The organism is Guyparkeria halopsychrophila (assembly GCF_044582135.1).
In the GTDB taxonomy this organism is placed as follows: domain Bacteria; phylum Pseudomonadota; class Gammaproteobacteria; order Halothiobacillales; family Halothiobacillaceae; genus Guyparkeria.
Genome location: NZ_JBDODP010000019.1, coordinates 1 through 20,313, shown reverse-complemented (window position 1 = coordinate 20,313; position 20,313 = coordinate 1). Strand labels below are relative to the sequence as shown.

General features: G+C 63.3%; 16 protein-coding genes and 2 pseudogenes. 12 read left to right on the top strand and 6 right to left on the bottom strand.

The genetic code is table 11. From position 1 onward, the window contains the following. The 6 genes from nirD (at position 1) to ABGV18_RS09100 (ending at position 7,384) form a co-directional block, all read left to right on the top strand. Positions 1 to 357 (top strand): nitrite reductase small subunit NirD, encoded by a 357-nt coding sequence (gene nirD, locus ABGV18_RS09125; protein WP_396585751.1) that lies wholly within the window; start codon positions 1 to 3, stop codon positions 355 to 357. A gap of 258 nt (positions 358 to 615) precedes the next feature. Further along, positions 616 to 3,279 carry a nitrate reductase gene (locus tag ABGV18_RS09120; RefSeq protein WP_396585750.1) on the top strand — a complete coding sequence of 888 codons (2,664 nt, stop codon included), beginning with the start codon at positions 616 to 618 and terminating at the stop codon, positions 3,277 to 3,279. 13 nt (positions 3,280 to 3,292) lie between these two features. Next, positions 3,293 to 4,729, top strand: a complete 1,437-nt coding sequence (cysG, locus tag ABGV18_RS09115; protein WP_396585749.1) for a siroheme synthase CysG — start codon at positions 3,293 to 3,295, stop codon at positions 4,727 to 4,729. Continuing rightward, positions 4,726 to 5,577, top strand: a complete 852-nt coding sequence (locus ABGV18_RS09110; protein ID WP_396585748.1) for a uroporphyrinogen-III synthase — start codon at positions 4,726 to 4,728, stop codon at positions 5,575 to 5,577. The genes cysG and ABGV18_RS09110 overlap by 4 nt, the downstream gene beginning before the upstream one ends. Next, positions 5,574 to 6,194 carry an NTP transferase domain-containing protein gene (locus ABGV18_RS09105; protein WP_396585747.1) on the top strand — a complete coding sequence of 207 codons (621 nt, stop codon included), beginning with the start codon at positions 5,574 to 5,576 and terminating at the stop codon, positions 6,192 to 6,194. Before ABGV18_RS09110 ends, ABGV18_RS09105 begins: the two co-directional genes overlap by 4 nt. Continuing rightward, positions 6,191 to 7,384: a molybdopterin-binding protein gene (locus tag ABGV18_RS09100; RefSeq protein WP_396585746.1), complete on the top strand. Its 1,194-nt coding sequence runs from the start codon at positions 6,191 to 6,193 to the stop codon at positions 7,382 to 7,384. The genes ABGV18_RS09105 and ABGV18_RS09100 overlap by 4 nt, the downstream gene beginning before the upstream one ends. A gap of 28 nt (positions 7,385 to 7,412) precedes the next feature. Here ABGV18_RS09100 and ABGV18_RS09095 read toward each other — a convergent pair. Continuing rightward, positions 7,413 to 8,291 (bottom strand): annotated as a pseudogene (locus ABGV18_RS09095) (Acg family FMN-binding oxidoreductase); the annotation flags it as partial. Positions 8,292 to 8,303: 12 nt separating this feature from the next. Beyond that, on the bottom strand, positions 8,304 to 8,429 hold the full coding sequence (locus tag ABGV18_RS09090; protein WP_396585745.1) for a hypothetical protein: 126 nt from the start codon (positions 8,427 to 8,429) through the stop codon (positions 8,304 to 8,306). Positions 8,430 to 8,754: 325 nt separating this feature from the next. Between ABGV18_RS09090 and ABGV18_RS09085 the strand changes: the two genes are divergently transcribed. Next, positions 8,755 to 9,846 carry a Fic/DOC family N-terminal domain-containing protein gene (locus ABGV18_RS09085; protein WP_396585744.1) on the top strand — a complete coding sequence of 364 codons (1,092 nt, stop codon included), beginning with the start codon at positions 8,755 to 8,757 and terminating at the stop codon, positions 9,844 to 9,846. Between the two features lie 411 nt (positions 9,847 to 10,257). Here ABGV18_RS09085 and hmpA read toward each other — a convergent pair whose 3' ends face one another. Further along, positions 10,258 to 11,430, bottom strand: coding sequence for an NO-inducible flavohemoprotein (hmpA, locus tag ABGV18_RS09080; RefSeq protein ID WP_396585743.1), 1,173 nt, complete (start codon positions 11,428 to 11,430; stop codon positions 10,258 to 10,260). Positions 11,431 to 11,634: 204 nt separating this feature from the next. On the opposite strand from hmpA, the gene norR reads away from it, so the two are divergent. The 5 genes from norR to ABGV18_RS09055 all read left to right on the top strand — a co-directional run bounded on the left by norR (position 11,635) and on the right by ABGV18_RS09055 (position 17,695). Further along, positions 11,635 to 13,206, top strand: coding sequence for a nitric oxide reductase transcriptional regulator NorR (norR, locus tag ABGV18_RS09075; RefSeq protein ID WP_396585742.1), 1,572 nt, complete (start codon positions 11,635 to 11,637; stop codon positions 13,204 to 13,206). Positions 13,207 to 13,632: 426 nt separating this feature from the next. Further along, a complete protein-coding gene (locus ABGV18_RS09070; RefSeq protein ID WP_396585741.1) occupies positions 13,633 to 14,562 on the top strand; it encodes a homocysteine S-methyltransferase family protein in 930 nt (309 codons plus the stop codon). A 376-nt stretch (positions 14,563 to 14,938) separates the two neighbouring features. Beyond that, positions 14,939 to 15,259 carry a ferredoxin FdxA gene (gene fdxA / locus ABGV18_RS09065; protein ID WP_396582486.1) on the top strand — a complete coding sequence of 107 codons (321 nt, stop codon included), beginning with the start codon at positions 14,939 to 14,941 and terminating at the stop codon, positions 15,257 to 15,259. Between the two features lie 204 nt (positions 15,260 to 15,463). Further along, the gene (locus tag ABGV18_RS09060; RefSeq protein WP_396585740.1) at positions 15,464 to 15,787 is read left to right on the top strand and encodes a rhodanese-like domain-containing protein; all 324 of its coding nucleotides are present in this window, start codon (positions 15,464 to 15,466) and stop codon (positions 15,785 to 15,787) included. A 123-nt stretch (positions 15,788 to 15,910) separates the two neighbouring features. After that, entirely contained in the window at positions 15,911 to 17,695 is a 1,785-nt protein-coding gene (locus ABGV18_RS09055) for a protein adenylyltransferase SelO family protein (protein ID WP_396585739.1), read from the top strand. 137 nt (positions 17,696 to 17,832) lie between these two features. Here ABGV18_RS09055 and ABGV18_RS09050 read toward each other — a convergent pair whose 3' ends face one another. From ABGV18_RS09050 to ABGV18_RS09040, 3 genes and pseudogenes are all read right to left on the bottom strand, one after another. Continuing rightward, the gene (locus ABGV18_RS09050) at positions 17,833 to 18,570 is read right to left on the bottom strand and encodes a hypothetical protein (RefSeq protein WP_396585738.1); all 738 of its coding nucleotides are present in this window, start codon (positions 18,568 to 18,570) and stop codon (positions 17,833 to 17,835) included. Between the two features lie 336 nt (positions 18,571 to 18,906). Beyond that, on the bottom strand, positions 18,907 to 19,464 hold the full coding sequence (locus ABGV18_RS09045; RefSeq protein ID WP_396585737.1) for a hypothetical protein: 558 nt from the start codon (positions 19,462 to 19,464) through the stop codon (positions 18,907 to 18,909). A gap of 156 nt (positions 19,465 to 19,620) precedes the next feature. After that, positions 19,621 to 20,313 (bottom strand): annotated as a pseudogene (locus tag ABGV18_RS09040) (GmrSD restriction endonuclease domain-containing protein); the annotation flags it as partial.

Genomic DNA, 20,313 nt, shown 5'->3' with positions numbered 1-20,313 from the left:
ATGACTGTGGCAGAACGTACCGAGTCCACCTGGATCGACATCTGCGCGCTGGACGAATTGGTGCCCCAATCCGGCGTCGCCGCCCTGGTGGGCAAACGCCAGGTGGCCCTGTTCCTGATTCCCCACACGGAGCCATCCGTTTACGCCATCGGTAACTGGGACCCGCTGGGCCAAGCCAACGTCCTTTCGCGAGGCATCCTCGGTGACCTCGACGGCGAGCCGGTGGTTGCCTCGCCGCTGAACAAGCAGCACTACCGCCTCCGCGACGGCCAGTGCCTCGAGAACTCGGTCAGTGCCCGCAGCTACCCCGTACGGGTCGTCGACGGCAGGGTGCAGCTTGCCCAGCCCGAGGCGTAAAGCGATTGGTTCGCCATGCACCACGATGGAACGGTCGCCACTCGATGGTGATCGCCGCTGGTGCATCGACGCGACCATGCCGCCGTCTGTCGTGCGTAAGCCATTGATTGTCAGTCATGACGTGGGTGGCATGAACCCTGCTTGAGCAAGGGTAAGCGTCCCAACGGCGGGGCGAAAAAATAGACCTGGACAAAGACGTCCGTTCCACGTGGCTGCAAGCCCACGCTGGATCGGGCGTCTTTTTTTTGCGAGTGAGAAATGCACGAGACCATCAAGACAACATGTCCCTACTGCGGAGTCGGCTGCGGCGTCGACGCCCGCCTCGACAACGGGCGTCTGGTGGGTGTGGTGGGCAGCAAGGATCATCCGGCCAACCTCGGGCGCCTGTGCGTCAAGGGCTCCGCCCTGCACGAGACCGTCGACCCGGCCGGGCGCATGCTGGTGCCGCAGGTCGATGGCGAGGCAGTGGACTGGGACACCGCACTCGACACCGTCGCCGACGGCTTTCGCCGCGTCATCGATGAGCACGGGCCGAATGCTGTGGCGATGTACGTCTCCGGCCAGCTGCTCACCGAGGACTACTACGCGGCCAACAAGCTGATGAAGGGCTTCATCGGCACGGCCAACATCGACACCAACTCGCGCCTATGCATGGCCTCGGCGGTAGTCGGCTACAAACGGGCGTTTGGCACCGATACCGTACCCACCTGCTACGAGGACCTGGAACTCGCCGACCTGGTCGTCCTAGTGGGGTCGAACGCGGCTTGGACCCACCCGGTAACGTACCAGCGCCTGGCTGCCGCCAAACGCGCCCGCCCCCAGATGCGAGTGGTCGTCATCGACCCGCGCCAGACTGCCACTTGTGACATCGCCGACCTGCATTTGGCGATCGCCCCAGGCAGCGATGCCTTTCTCTTCAATGGTTTGCTCGCGCGACTGGCCGATGACAACGCGATCGATACGGCCTATATCAACGCGCATACCGAGGGGTTCGCCCAGGCGATCGCCGCCGCTCGGGCCGACGCGCCCGATATCGGGGCGGTGGCACGCTCGACCGGCGTCGACATCGAAGACCTGCACACCTTCTTCGACTGGTTCGCCAGCCGCGAGCGGACCGTCACAATCTACTCGCAGGGCGTGAATCAGTCCTCGAGCGGCTCGGACAAGGCGAACGCGATCATCAACTGCCACCTCGCCACCGGCCGCCTCGGTGCGCCCGGGCAGGGACCGTTCTCGATAACCGGCCAACCCAACGCGATGGGCGGTCGTGAAGTCGGCGGGCTGGCCAACCAGCTGGCCGCCCACATGGATTTCCAGCAACCGGGCGCGGTCGAGCGCGTCGGACGCTTCTGGGGGTCTCCCGCCATGGCGAATGCACCGGGTCTCAAGGCCACCGACCTGTTCGAGGCGGTGGAGTCCGGGCAAATCAAGGCAATCTGGATCATGGCGACCAACCCGGTGGTGAGCCTGCCGGAATCCGAGCGGGTCCGCGAAACGCTGCGTCGCTGCCCGCTGGTGATCGTCTCCGACTGCATGCAGGAGACCGACACCACCGCCTGTGCCGACGTGCTCCTACCGGCGACCGGCTGGGCGGAAAAGGATGGCACGGTCACGAACTCCGAACGATGCATCTCCCGCCAGCGCGGCTTTCTCACGCCACCCGGACAAGCTCGCCACGACTGGTGGACGATCACCGAGGTGGCCCGGCGGCTGGGTTTCGCTGAGGCCTTTCCCTATCGCGGGCCCGCAGACATCTTCCGCGAGCACGCCGCGCTCTCAGGCTACGAGAACCACGGCTCGCGCGATTTCGATATCAGCGCGTTGGCTCGGTTGAGCGACGCGGACTACGACCGGCTCGCCCCGATCCACTGGCCGATCGATCCGGCCACCGGGCAAGGCCGCAAGCGCCTGTTCGAGGACGGTCGCTTCTTCACGCCCACTGGCCGGGCGCGTTTCGTCGCCATCACGGCCACCGGCCCGGCCATCAAGGTATCGGCACGCCGCCCGCTCATCATGAACACCGGGCGGATTCGCGATCAGTGGCACACGATGACCCGCACTGCCAAGGCATCGCGGCTGATGCAGCACATCGATGAGCCGTTCGTTGAGGTTCATCCGCAGGACGCGGCCCGCTACGGGCTCGAGCCGAACCGATTCGCCGAAATCCGTGGAGAGCAGGGCCGCTATATCGGCCGGGTGCGCATCACCACGGCGCAGCACCCGGGTTCACTGTTCGTACCGATCCACTGGAACGCCCAGTTCAGCGGCAGCGCCTGCGTGGGCTCGCTAATCCCAGCACACGTCGACCCCTACTCCGGGCAGCCGGAATCCAAGCACGCGACCGTCGCCGTACGCCCGTTTGCCGCCACCTGGTTCGCCACGCTGGTCAGTCGCGAGCCGGTCGCACGGCCACAAGCCGAGTACTGGACCCTCATCCCGATCGAGGGTGGGATTCGCTATGAGATGGCCGGTCGCGAACCGATCGCCGACTGGTCTGCATGGGCCGGTCACCTCCTCGGTGAAGGGGGCGAGTGGCAGACCTACGACGACCCGGCTGGCGGCCAGTTCCGCGCAGCCCGCGTGGTCGACGGCCGGGTGGTCGCCGTGCTGTTCGTTGGCCGCACTCCCGACCTGCCCTCACGCGAGTGGTTGGCCGAACTTATCCGCTCTGACGAACTGTCATTAACGCAACGACTCGGCCTGCTAGCCGGCCGTCCCGCCGAGCCGATGCCCGATACCGGCCCGATCGTCTGCTCCTGCTTTCAGGTCGGGGAAACCACGGTTCTGGAGGCGATCGATGCCGAAGGCCTCGACACGCCGGACGCACTGGGCAAGGCGCTGCGCTGCGGCACCAACTGCGGCTCCTGCATCCCAGAGCTCAAGCAACTCATCGCCAAGCGCCTGACGGCAACAAACATCTGAGGGGAACCGACCCATGGACCAGCTACCCATTTTCATGAATCTGCGCGACAAGGACTGTCTGGTCGTTGGCGGCGGCGCGGTCGCCGCCCGCAAGGCGGACCTGATGCGCGCCGCCGGTGCCCGGGTGACGGTCGTCGCCCCCGCGGTCAGCGGCGAGACCCGCCGCATGGTGGACGATGGCCGGCTTGCCTGGCACGAAGCCGAATTCGCGGACGCGATGGTCGCCGGTAACCGCTTGGTGATCGCCGCAACCGATGAGACACAGGTCAACCGCGCGGTATTCGCCGCCTGCGAGTGCCGCGGCATCCCGGTCAACGTCGCCGATCAGCCCGAGCTGTGCAGCTTCATCCTGCCGGGGATCGTCGACCGGAGCCCGGTAACCATCGCGGTCTCCACCGGCGGACGCTCGCCGGTACTCGCCCGGCTGATGCGGGCGCGACTTGAGACCCTTATCCCGGCGAGCTTCGGCCGGCTGGCCAACCTGCTGGGCCGCTACCGCCAAGCCGCCAAAGATCGCATCCACGGCCTCGAGACCCGCAAGCGCTTCTGGGAGGACGTGATCGATGGCCCGATCGGCAACCTGGTGCTGTCTGGCAAGGAACGCGAGGCCGAGGGCCAACTCGCCCAGCTGCTCACCGACAAGGCCGCACCGACCGATTCCGGCGAGGTCTATCTGATCGGGGCGGGCCCCGGCGATCCCGACCTGCTGACCTTTCGCGCCCTGCGCCTGCTGCAAAAGGCCGACGTGGTGGTGTACGACCGGCTGGTCGCCCCGGCCATCGTCGATCTCGCGCGCCGCGAGGCCGAGCGGATCTACGTCGGCAAGCGCGCCGGCCATCACAGCTGCTCCCAAGAAGACATCAGCGGCCTGCTCCGCGATCTCGCAGCACAAGGCAAGCGTGTCGCCCGGCTCAAGGGGGGCGACCCCTTCATCTTCGGCCGGGGCGGCGAGGAGATCGAGGTGCTGGCCGCCGCAGGCCTGCCTTTCCAGGTGGTGCCCGGCATCACTGCCGCCAGCGGTTGCGCAGCCTACGCGGGCATCCCGCTCACCCACCGCGACCACGCCCAGTCGGTCCGCTTCGTCACGGGCCACCGACGCGGCGACGAGCTGGATCTCGACTGGAAGAACCTCGCCGAAAGCCGGGACACACTGGTGTTCTACATGAGCCTGGGCAGCGCCCGCCAGATCTGCGATCAGCTCATCGCCCACGGGATGGCGCGCGGCGGCAAGGCCGCCCTGATAGAGCGCGGCACAACCGACAACCAGCGCGTTTACACCGGCACGCTGACGACCCTGCCCAACAAGATCACGGCGGCGGAATCGCCGTCGCTGCTCATCGTCGGCGAGGTCACGCAACTGCACGACTCGTTAGGATGGTTTCATGGCCGCGGGGATATACCCACGGTCTTCCCCGACAGCGAGCCGTACTTGGCCAAGGGGGCCGCATGAGCCGGGTCCGCGAAATCCCTCAGGCCTTCCACAACTGTCGCGTCGCGTTGCCGGAATCACGCCAGATCGACATCCTGGCCGGCCTGCTCGAACGCCGCGGCGCCATGGTCACGCGCTGCCCGTTGGTCAGCATCCACGACTCGCCCGACCAGGACGGCGTCCTGGCATGGATCGACCGTTTCCTGGCCGACCGGTCGATGGGGGACCTGATCCTGCTCACCGGCGAGGGCATCGCTCGCCTGCACGCTGCCGCCGAACGCAGCAGTCGCGAGACGGCCTTCCTGCGCCGACTGGAACAGACCCGCCTGATCGTCCGCGGCCCCAAGCCGGGGCGCGTTCTCAAGCGCTGGGGACTCCAGGCCGAGGTCCGCGCCGAACGACCAACCAGCGAGGGGGTGATCTCGACCTTGCAAGAACTGGACCAGCCGGCGCCGTGCACCGGTGTGGTGCTCTACGGGACCGAGCCGAACATCCCGCTGATCCGCGCGGTCCACGAGATCGGCAGCCAGCCGGTGCCGGTCGCCCCCTACGTCTACGCCACCGAAAGCGAGACCGAGGCCGTACTCGCGCTGATCGAAGAGCTGGCGCGGGGACAGACCAACGTGATCCTGTTCACCGCCCAGCCACAGATAAATCGCCTGTTGCGGGTTGCCCGGGGCGCCGGACGTCTTGAGGCACTGCACAGGGGCCTCGAACGGGCGGTGGTGGCCGCCATCGGTCCGGTCATGGCGCAACATCTCGAAGGCCTCGACATCCGAGTCGACGTGATGCCTAGCCGACGCTTCCTGATGCACCCGTTGGTCGACGCATTGGCCGACCATCTGCAACGTCGCGAGGCCCACTCGTGAAGGGCCTATCGCTCGCTGCCGGCCATAAACTGAGTGCGCTGGTGCTCGCCGGTGGGGCCGGCCGTCGCATGGGCGGACGGGACAAGGGGCTCGAACCGTTCCTTGGCCAGCCAATGGTTGGCCACGTGCTCAAGGCGCTGGCCCCGTCCGTCGACGAACTGGTGATCGTCGCCAACCGGCATCTTGATGCTTATCGCCGCCTCGGTCACCCCACGATCAGTGACCCGGGTGGCATCCGTCGCGGCCCGGCGGCGGCCGTCCATGCCGCACTCGGCCGGTTGCGTCATGACTGGGTGCTGCTCGCGCCATGCGACATGCCACGATACCGCTCCCAGTGGCCAGCCAGGCTCGTTGCGCGTCAACGGGCAACCGACTCCCCAGTGGTGATCGCCTACGACGGTGATCGCCTGCAACCGGGCGTGACCCTGTTGCATATCCCGACGCTGCTCCATCGGCTGGTCGGCACCGTACCCTCCCGGCTGACCGATCTGCTCACCAACGGGCCACACGTCTGCTGCGACCTGTCCGCCGACCACGACGCGTTTCTCAACGTGAATACCCCGACCGACCTGTTGCAACCCCCAGCCATCCCCGGCATAGGGAGGAAAAGATCATGACGAACTGCCATTGCGCCACGGCCAGCCCGAGCGTGGAAGAGGCGATCGCCACGCTGAGTGCCGCTGCGCCCAAACTCCCGGAGATCGAGCTATCTCTCGACCAGGCCCTCGGACGAGTGCTCGCCCGGACGATTCATGCGCCCCGAGCCTACCCACCGTTCAATCGAGCCATGATGGACGGTTACGCCGCCCGTCAGGCAGAGGTCAACGATGGTGGCACGTTAAAAGTCCGGCCCGCATCGAAAGCGGGTCACGCCATGCCGGAAGCCCTCAATGGCGGGCACTGTGCCCCCATCGCCACGGGCGCGCCGCTGCCCCCGGGGGCCGACGTGGTCCTGCGTCGGGAAATCGTCTCGGTGTCGGGGGGAATGCTGCGGACAACGGCCACAGTGCAGCTCTGGGCCGACTGCGAGACCGTCGGAGCGATCAACATGCCGGGCGCGCCAATACTGTCAGCCGGCACTCGGCTGGAACCCGGCCATCTCTCGCTCGCCGCCCGACACGGACTCGCCACCCTGCCGGTCTGCAGACCGCCACGTGTGGCTGTGCTGGTGACGGGCGATGAGTTGACCTCACCCGGTCAACCCTGTGCAGCCGGAGGCATTCATGACAGCAACAGCATCCTCCTGGAGGCCACCCTTGTTCGGTTTGGTGCCGACGTTATCGGGCCAATTGGCCCGATTGCCGACCACCTGCCGACAATCGAGGCTCGGGTGCAGCAGCACCTCGGCAGTGCCGACCTAGTATTCATCGTTGGAGGCAGTTCGGTGGGTGATCATGACTTCGGACGCACCATTCTTCGCCGCCTTGGCACTGCGCTGTTCGAAGGCGTCTCGATGCGACCAGGACGCCCCACCAGTGCAGCCAAGACAGTCAAGGGCACACTTATCCTGTCATTGCCCGGTCGCCCTGCCGCCTTGCTGACCGCACTGCACGGCATTGTTCGACCGTTTTTGGACGGAATGATGGGCCTCAACGCCTCGACCGCACGAATCACCGCCCGGCTAACGCAACCCCTCGGACTAGCAGACGTCGATCGCTATCTCCCGATCCGACTCGAATCAGGTGACGGCACATGGTGGGTGCGGGGCGGGTCTACGGAGCCGGAGCAAGCCGAGGCGCTTGCAGTGATTCCGGCCCGAATACCTTTCGAGGCGGGTATGCCCATATCCGTGCTGCCTTTAAACTGAAACCCGCTTATCGCAGCAAGCGCCGGAGTCAGCGCATCACGCTCTCCACTTGGCGACGCAGGGATCGGGGCATGGCCGGGCCACGACCAAAGCGCACCACCAGGTCGGGACGCCCGCCGCCAAGCCCGAGCGCCCTGGCGAAATCGGGGCGCACGCTCGCCTCCTCCACCGGCTGGTTCACGAAGGCGTTGCGAATGCCCAGCGCCGTGGCTTGCAGGGCAAAGCGCTGGTAGCAGCGCCCGGCTTCCACCCAATGCGCTCGGTCATCCTCTGCCGAGACGAACACCGCCAGTCCGGCGGAACTGCGCACCTGGCGGGCCAACTTGGTGCTCTCTGCTTTCGGTCTGAGCACGGCGCGCATCAGGATTTTCCCCAGCCAGCGCGGCGCCTGGGGGTTGCCGGTCGCCCGACCACTCAGGCCATCACCCTTGGCCACAGCCTCGGCGTCGTTAAAGCGAATCCATGCCTCGAGTTCCCGGCGGAAGGTGGAATTGCTCAGTTGCCGGGTGTTGGCGAATCGGATGAATACCAGCGCGTGCTCGATGGCGTCGCGATCGGTGAGCAGCACCACCGAGACGCCATCACCGCTACCGGCTTCCTTGAGCAGGCGAAGCTCCTCGGCGGGAAGCGGCGTGCCATCGTAGTCGTTGCGCGTGCACTGGCGCGAGACGATGGCCTCGAAGAGCGGCGACACCTCAGCCTCACCGGGCGTGAGGGCCACCCGGATCTCCCCATCACCCTCGGGCCGGAACTCGGCCTCTGGCTCCAGTCCCATCGCCCGGGCGGCCAGGCAAAGATTCTCTGTGGCGCAGCCCAGCGACACATAAAGATGATGGTCGTCCGGGTCGACTACCGGCGTACGCCGGTTCAGGTCCGGCAGAATACGGATGGCGCTCGCCGCCACCCGAAACCGCCAGCACTAGGTGTTGTGACCCGACGGCGCCAGGGTCGCATAGCGAATGAGCGTTTCCATTTGCGCGGCCTCGCCCTTCGGCGACACGCCATCCAGGTCCCAAGTGTCCTTCACCGCCTCGTCGTAGTTCATGGTGCCCTCGCGATGGCTGGCTAATCCTGTCGATGAGTATTGCCCACGATCCCGACTGAATCACCCCCGGTTTTCCAGACACCCGCGAGCCGGTTGAAAGAGCGCATCTCGAACTCTATCGGAGACAGCCCACCAAACCACCACCTGCAGACGATTGCGGCGTGGTGGTAAATGTGCTGCGGCCCTGAGCGCCTGCGTTACCGATCGTCGTGTTCGAAGGTGTGCATGTGTGTTCAGATATCACCACTTTTGAGAAGATACCGACCCACCTGCTCAAAAAGTGGATTTTTTGAGCAGGTGGGTTTGATCCAAACACGGTGCTCTGATGTCGCTCGATATCCATGATTACTTCCCGCCCGCCGGGCCGCTGGAGACTCCCGTGGTGTTGCGCGCCTTGGTAGATGCTCGCAGCAACCTGGCCGAGCTCAAGGGGGTGGCCCGGACGATCCCCAATGAGCGGCTGCTGCTGTCGACCCTGTCCTTGCAGGAAGCCCAGAGCAGTTCGGAGATCGAGAACATCATCACCACGCAGGATGCGCTGTACCGCTACCAGATTCAGCCTGAATCGGTGGATCCGGCGGGCAAGGAGGTGGCCTGGTATGCCCAAGGCTTGGATGCCGGGTTCCGGGAGGTGCGCGACTCCGGGCTGTTGACTCTGAACACCATCCGCAAGATCCAGGCAGTCCTGAAAGGCAAAGACGCCGGGTTTCGCGCCACCCCGGGCACGATACTGCGAAATCTGCGAACCGGAGAAACGGTGTATGAACCGCCGTCACCCCTGGAGGTGCCGGCCCTGATGGCCGAGCTGGAGCACTATATCCATGAGGACAGTGCCGAGGATCCGCTAGTCCGCATGGCGGTGATCCATCACCAGTTCGAGACGATTCATCCCTTCTACGACGGCAACGGCCGTACTGGGCGGATCGTCAACATCCTGTTCCTCGTGAGGGCAGGCTTGCTCGACTCGCCCATCCTGTACCTGGCCCGGTATATCAGTCAGACCAAGGAGGCGTACTACAGCGAACTCCAGCGGGTACGTGATACCGGCGAGTGGGAAAGCTGGTTGCTTTACATGCTGCGGGGGGTGGCGGTCACGGCTCGGCACACGACCGATCTAGTCGAGGCTATCGGTAACCTGCTGCAACGGCACAAGCACTACATTCGGGATAACTACCGGTTCTACAGCCAGGACTTGATCAACAACATCTTTCGGCACCCGTATACCAAGGTGGCTTTTGTCGAGGGCGATCTCGGGGTTTCCCGGGCCACCGCAACGCGGTACCTCGATGCACTGGCCGACGGAGGGATCCTCGACAAGCATCGCCTGGGCCGAGAGAACTACTACATCAACCACGAACTCGTTCGGCTGCTGTTCGACTTATCCCCCATGGACCTCAAGCAACAGGCCAACCACTAGAGCATGCCCCCACAGGAACGTCGAGTAACTCTCCTCGAAGATCAGGAATTACTACCACATGCTCCTCGACGATAGCGTGAGCCACGGTGACCACCTGAAGCAGGTCGCCTACCTGTTCTTTCTGAATATGTCGGATGAGGACCGTCGCCCTCCCTGGAATCGGGATTGAATCGTCCCCGGCCTACAAGACACTCATCCGTGACGAGGCTCGGGATGTGTCTAGCAAAGTCGGGGCAATTCAGACATCAGTGCCGCAGCCGATCCGACCGACACACCGGCGAAACAGGCGAAACCGGGGATCAATCCCAGATTCAGGGCCGGGGTTTTCGAAAGGACGATCTCGGAACCGCAACAAGAAAACCCGGAACGATGGTGGTTCCGGGTTTGAGACCGTGCTTCGGGTGACGAGTGTCAGGCCGCCTGGAGTGGCTGTGACGGGCCGAAGTACTCATAGTGGCGTCGATCTTCGGGCACACCCAGATCGGCCAGGGCGTTCTCGACTGCACTCATGAATGGCGCCGGGCCCACGAAGTAGCAGCGCGTCTCGCTGCCGGGTAGATACCGGGCGAGCAAAGCCCGATCGATGCGACCGGCGTGGTCGCCTCCGCCACCCTGGTCGTAGATCGTGACTGTCTGCAACTGCTCGGGATGCCCTTCTCGCAACGCGGCGATCTCCTCGGCAAAGGCATGGTGATCCACATCGATGGCGGCATGGATGTAGACCACCCGCCGCCCAGCGGCCAGGGCCTGCCGGGCCAGAGGCAGCATCGGTGTCTGGCCCACTCCACCGCTGACCAGCAGCAAGGGCTCACTGCCCTTCTGGAGCGTGAGATCGCCTGAGGGCGGTAGCAGGTCGAGCGTGTCGCCGACCGTCATTGCATCATGCAGGTGGCGACTGGCGCTGCCATTGGGATCACGCTTGACGGAGATGCGGTAATGGCGGCCGTTGGGCTCGTTGGAAAGACTGTAGTGGCGGTAGACCGGCTCGCCGTCAATGGTCAATCGAACCCCGATGAACTGGCCCGGCTCGAAGTCGGCCACAGCCCCACCATCCTCGGGCTCGAGCACGAACGAGCGAATGACCGCGCTTTCCTGACTGGTCGCGGCGATGCGAAACCGCCGTATCCCACGCCAGCCACCGGGCTTGCCGGCAAAGGCCGAGTATTGGGCATCTTCCATCTCGATCAGGATGTCGGCGAGCTCCCAGTAGAGTGCCCCCCAGGCATCCGCGATCTCGGGTGTGATCGCCTCGCCGAGCACGTCACCGATTGCCGCCATCAAACACTCGCCGACGATCGGGTACTGGTCTGCCCGGATGCCAAGAGAGACATGCTTGCTGACCACCACGGCCATCTTGTCGCCCACCATTTCCGGGTGCTTGCGCATCTGCACGTAGGCGACAACGGCCGCGGCCAGGGCGCGAGGTTGTTGGCCGCTCTTCTGATTGGCTTCGTTGAACAGCGGCTTGACGTCGGGATAGCGCTGAAACATCAGCGGATAGAACCGTTTGGTGATCTCGTCGATGTGCTCGGCCACCACCGGGGCGGTGGCCTCGATCAGGCTTTCCTGGTCTTTCGTCAGCATGGTCTTGCTCCTGGTCGGATTGGATCGTCTATCCCTTCATTGGGCAAGCAGCGTGCCGTCCTCACTGTCCGGCACCCAATCCTCTAAAAAGCCGCTATGACGCCATTTTGCTGAGCGAGGCCACCAGAAGCCAACCGGGATGTTGTGTTTTCGACATTGAAAATCAATGTTATTAGGACGAACCGGCTGTTAGAATAACAATCCATGATGACCGAATTCCTGCACTCCCTGCGTGAGCTCCTTGCCCGGCTGGCCGATGGCGACGATGACCAAGCACTGAGCCAACATTGGCAGTCGATACTGCACGCGCTGGTGGGGAACTATCCCGCCGACGCCAGCACCCTGATGGTCATGGACGATGGCATCCTGCGACCCGTTGCCGTTCTCGGACTCAACGACGAGGTTCGCGGCCGGGAATTCACATTGGAAGAGCACCCCCGGCTTGCCGCCATCGCCGCCCACCCGGGCGTCTGCCGTTTCCCTCCGGACACCGACCTCCCCGACCCGTTCGACGGCCTGCTGGACGAGCAGCTCAGTCACGTTCACGACTGCGTCGGCGTGGCATTGAAGGACGATCGTCGCCTGACGGGCATCCTGACGCTCGACGCGCTCGGCCCCGGTGATCTGGACGACCTCAACGAGAGCGAGCTTCAGGCGGCCGCCGAGCTTCTGGCTACCTGTCTGCGCGTGGCGAAACGGCTCAGCGCCACGCGCTCGATGCTCAGTGAAGCGCTTGATGACGGCCACCACCAGCCCTCCCTGCATGAGTGGGGTAGCCCGGCGATGCGCGAGTTGATCAGTTCTGTGAAGCTGGTGGCCCCCACGGACATGAACGTCCTGCTGACCGGCGAGACCGGGGTGGGCAAAGAGCACGTCGTTCGCACCCTGCATGATCGATCCCAGCGCCGAAACGGGCCCCTGGTGCATGTCAATTGCGCCGCCCTACCCGAGAGCCTGATCGAGAGCGCCCTGTTCGGTCACCGCCGTGGCGCCTTCTCGGGTGCCGTGAGCGACCACCGGGGCCACTTCGCCATGGCGGACGGCGGCACCCTGATGCTCGACGAGGTCGGCGAATTGCCGTTGTCGCTGCAACCCAAGCTGTTGCGGGTGCTGCAGGAAGGCGAGATTCAACCGTTGGGAAGCGAACGGGTGCAGGCCGTGGATGTACGCGTCGTCGCCGTGACCAACCGCGACCTGATCGCCGAGGTGAAGGCCGGACGCTTTCGCGAGGATCTGTACCACCGTCTGGGGGTATTCCCGTTACGGGTGCCACCCCTGCGCGAACGACTTGAGGACATCCCGCTGCTGGCCGGACATTTCCTCGAGGAAAACCGCGTTCGCCTGGGCGTAGCCAACCTGCGACTGGAACCAGAGGCGGAACGGGCCCTGCTGCAATGGGACTGGCCGGGCAACGTGCGGGAACTCGAGCATGTACTCGCCCGTGGCGCGCTTCGCGCCGTCGGCGAGGCCGACACCTTCTCGGCCGAGGATCAGCGTCGAGCCGTGATTCGTATCCACGAACGGCACCTCGACCTGCCACGAGAACGCCCGAGCGCCACAGCGAAGCCGACGGGCACTTACCCCTCCGCGGAGGCCACACCGGAGACAGGCGGTCTACGCCAAGCCACCAATACCTTTCAGCGCGATCTGGTACTTCGAACCCTTGCGAGCGAAAACGGTAACTGGGCGGCCACCGCACGCCATCTCGACATGGACCCCGGCAACCTGCACCGCATGGCCGTAAGGCTCGGAATCAAACCCGGACAGGGCAGTTGAGATCGAGCGGCAAGCCAGTGACCTGAGCACGCATCAAACGGCCGGCGATGAACCCGGTGATCTTGGTGTCGGCGGTAATGTGCCCCACCCCACCGTAGGCCGGTGCGTAGTCCGTGATCCCATCCAACCCGAAGCAAGGCAGGATCGCGCCCCGACTCGTGATCTCCGCTGGTGCGCCCGAGCATCGTTCACCGCCCTGCCAAGCAAGAAAACACGAAAACGGGGCTGTATCGGTTCCAACGTGTCGCGCATGGTTGTCAGTCTTAGCATCACGTCTCGTTGGTCAATCGAGGTCCCGAGCGCTCCGACAGGTTAGTTGAGCGCGACGGCCGTCACCCTACTGACTGAACGGCGGCAAGCTCAGCCGCAACGACGTTGTCTGCCACAATCGCAGACAGACACGAATCCACCCGGGATGGCATGGCAATGACGCATACCGCGCTGCAAAAAGGCGAGGTCAGGCTACTCGACGGGGCGACCGGCACCGAGCTCGAGAAACGCGGCGTACCCATGAGCTCAAACGCGTGGAGCGGCTCGGCCTCCCTCGACCACCCCGAGATCCTCGAACAGATCCACCGGGATTACATCGCCGCCGGCGCCGACATCATCACGGCGAACACCTACGCCACCTCGCGCGCACTGCTTGAGCTGGATGGACTGGGCGACCAATTCGAGACCATCAACCGGGCATCGGTCCACGCCGCCCGTCGGGCCAGGGAGCGGAGCGACCGACCCGACGTGCTGATCGCGGGCTCCCTGTCCCACCGTGGGCCGATCGCCACCGGCTCGGCGCGACCGGACAGCCGCGCCATCGGGCTCGACACCATGGCCGCTGCGCTCCGCGAACAGGCCCGTCTGCTGCGCGACGAAGGCTGTGACCTGCTCCTCCTCGAGATGATGTACGACCCGATCCGCATGCCACTCGTCTTCGAGGCGGCTGCCCAGACCGGCCTGCCCGTCTGGGCAGGCTTCTCCGCCCGGCGCGGCGAGAACGGACAGCTCCTCGGGTTCGGCCCCGGTGAGGATGTCCCATTCGCGCAAATCATCTCGATCCTGCACGACTGGGAAGTCGACGCGGCGGGCATCATGCACACGCCAGCGAACCTGGTCTCCGATGCCCTGGAAAGCCTGCGCGCGACATTCGACGGCCCGCTCATGGCCTACCCGGACTCGGGGTATTTCAAATCCCCTCATTGGCAATTCGAGGACGTGATCACGCCCTCCGAACTCCACCGCTACGCCGAGACATGGATCCAACAAGGTGCGCAGGTACTCGGGGGGTGTTGCGGCCTGTCTCCTGAGCACATCGCGGCCCTCGCGCCACTCAAGCGAGGGCCGATGCCTGAAAACGGATGAATCCACACGCCAAAGCTCGCCGCCACTCCGTTTTCAAAAGGTAAGGCCTTGTTTACGCTCGCGGTAGTCGCATTCGCTCGATCGGGCGACGAAGCCGCCTTGACCCCCACATTGAGCAAGTTCGACACCAACGCGAGCAGCCGATCGCAGCGGCGCCCCTTCCGCAAGCGATGGAGCCGAGCCAGCCGCCAGCCTTAGAGAAGGGCCCCACGAAATGGCCAACGCCTCTGCGGGAGTCGGGTCGATCGGAAAATACCAAGTGATAGACTCGGGCTTACTGCACCCGGACCGTGTCGCGTGGCTCGGGGATGGGAATCCCCACGGGGGCAGCACCGCCAGCCATTGCCCTTGGATTGAAGGACTGGAGGAGAAACGAATGACGTACGTCGTGACCGAGAACTGCATCAAGTGCAAGTACACGGATTGCGTCTCCGTGTGTCCCGTCGATGCCTTCCGCGAAGGGCCCGAGATGCTGGTGATCGACCCGGAGGCCTGCATCGATTGCGACGTCTGTGTCGCCGAATGCCCGGCCGGGGCGATCTTCGACGAACACGACGTTCCCGAGGACCAGACCGATTTCATCGAACTCAACAGCCGGCTGGCCGAACAATGGCCCATGATCTCGGAGATGAAAGACCCGCCGGCCGACGCCGAGGAGTGGGACGGCGTACCCGACAAGCGCTCCTATCTGGAGTGATCGCTTTACCCATACGCCCGTTCGGCGCTTTGGGTTCGCCATTGCGGGGAGTGGCTGACTTGTCCGTCCCCCGGCGTGGGCGTGCTCGGATCGAATCAGTCCCCTCCCCAGCAAACGTGCTCGCTGGCCACCTTCTCACTTCAAATATCGCACCAGGGTTGCCGAAGGGACGCGACGACCTATCGATAAACCGGGATAGAACCCATGCAAAACATGAAGGCAAAAGAGCTGGCCGCCTGGCTCAACGACGAAACCAGTCCCAGCCCTCTGTTACTCGACGTTCGAGAGCCGTGGGAGTACCAGCTCTGTCATATCGACGGCTCACGAACGATGCCGATGAACACCGTTCCGGCCAATGTCGTGCAATTGGAGCGAGACATGCCAATCGTGTGTATTTGCCATCACGGCATGCGCAGCATGCAGGTCGCCCTGTTCCTGGAACAGCAGGGATTCACCGACGTGATCAACCTCACCGGCGGAGTCGATGCCTGGGCCGCGCAAGTCGATAGCGGCATGCCCACCTATTGACGGTTGCCTGCCAGTCGACACGGTGATGCGGGAAAACCGGAACATCTTCCCGGCCAACACAGCGATACGCCAACTCGCCCCACGTAACCGACCGTTCGTCACCAGGTGCACCCGGGAATACCCATGACCCAAGAACAGACCCAGCAACACTCGCCCGAAACGCGCTCTGCCATCTCGAGTCTTGAGGAGCTCGCCAACGTCGTCGACTACTCCCTGATGCGAACGCTCAAACGCGATCCGGAGGCGACGATCGACGGCATCGACCACTCACCCAGACAGGTCTTTTCCGGGCATTACGTCCCCGTCAAGCCGACCCCGATCGAAAACCCGGAATACGTCGCGCACGGTCAAGCGCTTTTCCGTGACCTGGGATTGGATGACAGCCTGGCGCGCTCCGACGGGTTCGTCCGCCTGTTCTCCGGCGACCTGTCGGTCGTGCCCGAGACGATGAGCAACGTCGGTTGGGCTAGTGGCTACGCCCTTTCCATCTATGGCACGGAAGTCGACCGCCAGTGCCCGTTTCAAACCGGCAATGGCTACGGCGACGGTCGAGCCCTTTCCATACTCGAGGTCGTGACACGGGGCCAGCGATGGGAGATGCAACTGAAAGGGGCCGGTCGCACGCCCTATTGCCGGGGCGCGGATGGACGGGCGGTCTTGCGCTCCAGCGTGCGCGAGTTCCTCGCCCAAGAGCACATGCACGCCCTCGGGGTGCCGACATCGCGGTCATTGAGCTTGTACGTGTCGAAGACCGAAACCGTCGATCGCCCCTGGTACTCGGAGGGCAGCGAGGCCATGAACCCCGACACCCTGGTTAGGGAACCGGTCGCCATCTCCACCCGGGTGGCGCCCTCGTTCATCCGGGTCGGCCAGCTCGAGCTCTTCAGCCGCCGTGCCCGCAAGCAGGCCCACCCGAACGCCCGGGAAGAACTGGAAGCGCTCGTCTCGCACCTGATCGAGCGGGAATACGCCGAGGACGTTGATCGAGAAACGGCGATCGGCGAGCAGATCATCTCGCTCGCGCTCGCGTTCCGAGACCGGCTCACCTCGCTGGTTGCCGACTGGATTCGCGTTGGCTACTGCCAGGGCAACTTCAACAGTGACAACTGCGCGGCCGGAGGCTTTACGCTCGACTATGGCCCGTTCGGGTTTTGCGAGGTCTTCGACCTTTACTTCCAACCCTGGACCGGCGGCGGACGTCATTTTTGTTTTTCCAACCAGCCCGCCGCCGCGGAACGCAATTTCCGCACGTTCTGCACGACGCTACGCCCCCTGCTGGACGATGATCCGGAGGCCATCGCGCAGCTTGACGCGATTGAAGGCGACTTTGCCAAGGTCATGGGCGAGAAGCTGGAACGGATGTGGGCCAGCAAACTCGGCCTGGCGTCGGTCGACGCCGAGTTGTTTGTCGAACTGCAAGCGCTGATGACCACCACCCCGGTCGATTACACCCTCTTCTTCCGTGAGCTTTCGGCGGTTCCCAACAGCATCGAGCCGCTCAAGAAGAGCTTCTATGCCGATCTCGAGGCCTCGGACGTTTCAAGCAAGCAGTCTGCGGAGAACACCCACGCAACCGCCGAACGCTGGTCCGAATGGCTGGCCAAGTGGCGATCGCTCGTCGGCGCCGACGACGACACCAAGTCGGAAACCGAGTTGGCTCAAACGCGCGACGAAGTCTCGAAGGCGATGAAACGCGTCAACCCGAAATACACGCTGAGAGAGTGGTTCCTCGTCCCGGCGTATCGACAAGCGGCGGCCGGCGATTATTCGGCAATCAGGGAACTCCAGGAGGTGATGACGCAGCCGTACGCCGAGCAATCAAAAGCGGTGGAGGAAAAATACTACCGGCGTAAGCCGTCATCGCTGTTCAATGTCGGTGGGGTCTCACATTACAGCTGCTCATCGTGACGACGACATCCTAAGCTCGGTGATCAGTCGGCGTAGCGACCGATTCGCAACCCGTGGGGGTGAGGCGCTTAACGTGACGAGGCTCCGCGTTCATGCCACGGTCATGTGCCCTTCTCGACGCATCGGTTGCCGCAACCTTAGCGACTCACCACTGAAGAGGAAACGAAGTCGTTTATCTCCTCGGCATCGATCTTGTCCGCTGTGCCCGCGGGCTCAGAAGCGATCATCGTGGAGTTGATCACACGGCTAGCCGTTTCGTCGGGCATCAGAATCTTCGCTGTATGCAGGGTGCCCTGCCATGTCGGTTGCGATTCGGAGTAGGCCGAACACGAGTTGTTGATGCAGACGATCTGATAGTCGGTCTTGGAAAAGCAAGGGACACGCGTTGTATACGGGCGCAACATGTCATAACCAGGCTTGAACATGGGGTTGTATTCGGCCATGAATTCCTTGGGTGAAAGTCCACGATCAAACGCGCATTTCGCGTAGTCAGAGATCTCGAGCTCGGAATCGATTTCCGAAGGCTCGTAGCCCAGCATCAGCAATGACTCATCCGGCCCGCCGTCAAGATGCGGCCGTGTTGTTTCTTGTTGATCGAAGCGTGCAGCCGAACGATACGCCAGCGTATTGCCGGTGGTGGATTCGTGAATCGCGGCCATTGCACGCTTGAGGTCCACCATCAATTGCCGGAACGCGACGGAATCGATCTCGTGACCGACGTTGAGCACACAGAAGCCCGGCTCATCGAAGCTGACGCGACACGCGCGGCGGTAGATGTCAGCCGCGATCGACCTTACGTCCAACGACAAAGGACGCATGCAAATCGAGGAGCGTGGCCAAGTTTTTGGTTCACTGTTCATACGGTTTTCAAACATGTAACGAGAAGCTCACCGGCATATCGGGAGTACAGCGAGTTATTGGTCCGGGTTGAGCGTAGTCGCGTTCCGGAGGTCATTCAGACCACACCCGGGGAAAATCGCCATTGCGGCCAAAATCGTCGACACCGAAACAGGGGGAAAGCCATCAACAGGCCAATTCATCGGCCGCCATCTCGGCTACTTTGCCTCCATACTCCCGCTGGGGCTGGTATGAAAAGCTTAGCGGCACGGTCGTTGTTCGCGATACGCCGCCGGGGCCAGTGAGCTTCGACGCACAGACCCAAAAGCAGGAGACGTCGCTGGACTAACGCAGGGCTTTCTTGGGCAGAACGCTTAGCAGGGAGGCTGCTTCAGCGACGGAAAATCCCGATACCACTCGCCATGGTCCTTCTCGCCTTCCTCATCTCTTTCACGGACGAGAAACCCCTTTGGATCGATGAAGCTATAGATCTCCCGCTTGGGCCGTTCGTGCCAGGAGATGTTGAAGGCCGCGAGTTTGGGGAAAAAGCACATGTCGCTGTAGGGCAGATGGTCGTGAATCCACCACGCCATCGCGCGCCAGTCCTCGCCCTGCTCGTAACGATCGGCGAACCAGGGAATCACCACGCTGACCGTCGCGCCCTTGCATCCGTCACCATCCCGATAATCGAAGATGTGCCCGGCGTAATTGGCTTCGTTGGAGGCACATCGCAGTTTGTTTTCGTTGCCGGTCTGATTCACGTCCGGCGAGCGGTAACCGGAGAAGATCGAGATGCGCCCGAACGTGTCGTTCAGCGGCTCGAGCACCTCCTCACACAGCCTTGAGCAGGTTTCGATCGCGAGATCGGGATCATCCGGGATATTCGGCACGCCGTAGAAGTTCGCGATCTCGCTGTAGAGGAAATCGCGCATGTAGAAGGACTTGGAAAGCCGGACCCTTCCCAGATCCTCCAGTGCATTAACCGAGCGTGGCTTTTTCACTTTCGCCTCGTTGCTGCTTCAAATCCACGTGGCCCTGCCATCGAAGCAGCACCCGTAGACCGTGTGCAATTTACGTTGAAGACCGAATCAGAGCGCCTGGTAGTAATCGCGCAAGCGTTCTGCCATCAGTTTGCGTCGTTCACTCAGGAAGTCCTCGTATTCCAACGGTCCGCCATCCATCAGCGATGTGGGTACGGCATTCTCAATCAGGTTTTGGCGCAGTTCATCGCGATCCACAATGCCGCCGTAAACGGGGCTCCCTGTCTCGCACTGCTCCAACACCGTGGCCATATAACGTTCGGGCGGCAATGCCCCAACACCAATATTGATTTCCTGCTGCGTGTAAACGAAGTTGGCGACCTGGTTGTATTCGGAGCGCTTGAGGCCGAATTCGCGCTTGAGGTGTTCCCTAGGAAACAGGTGGTGCACATCGCCGCGGTGTTCCAGCATGGCCCGCACCGTGATGTCCTTGGACAGGAACCCGCGCACATTGTCCTTGGCCTGTGAGGCAAGGAAGGTCTTGAAGGCGGAGTGGTTCCCGTTTGATGTGGTCAGGTCCTGGACCAGACCAACATTCCAGAAGGCGTCGGATAGCTCCGCCTCTTCGGTGGCCCGAAGATATGCACCAAACCCTCGTTGATCGATGGCGCGAATATCTTGCTCAAAGCGCGTCTCCCCCTGCGTGGAATAGCGGGACGTCAGGACCGACAGAACAAACCAGCGCCGTACATACCGTTCGACGTCGCCTGACGAGTAGCCATCGGATCGCAGCTTCAAGTA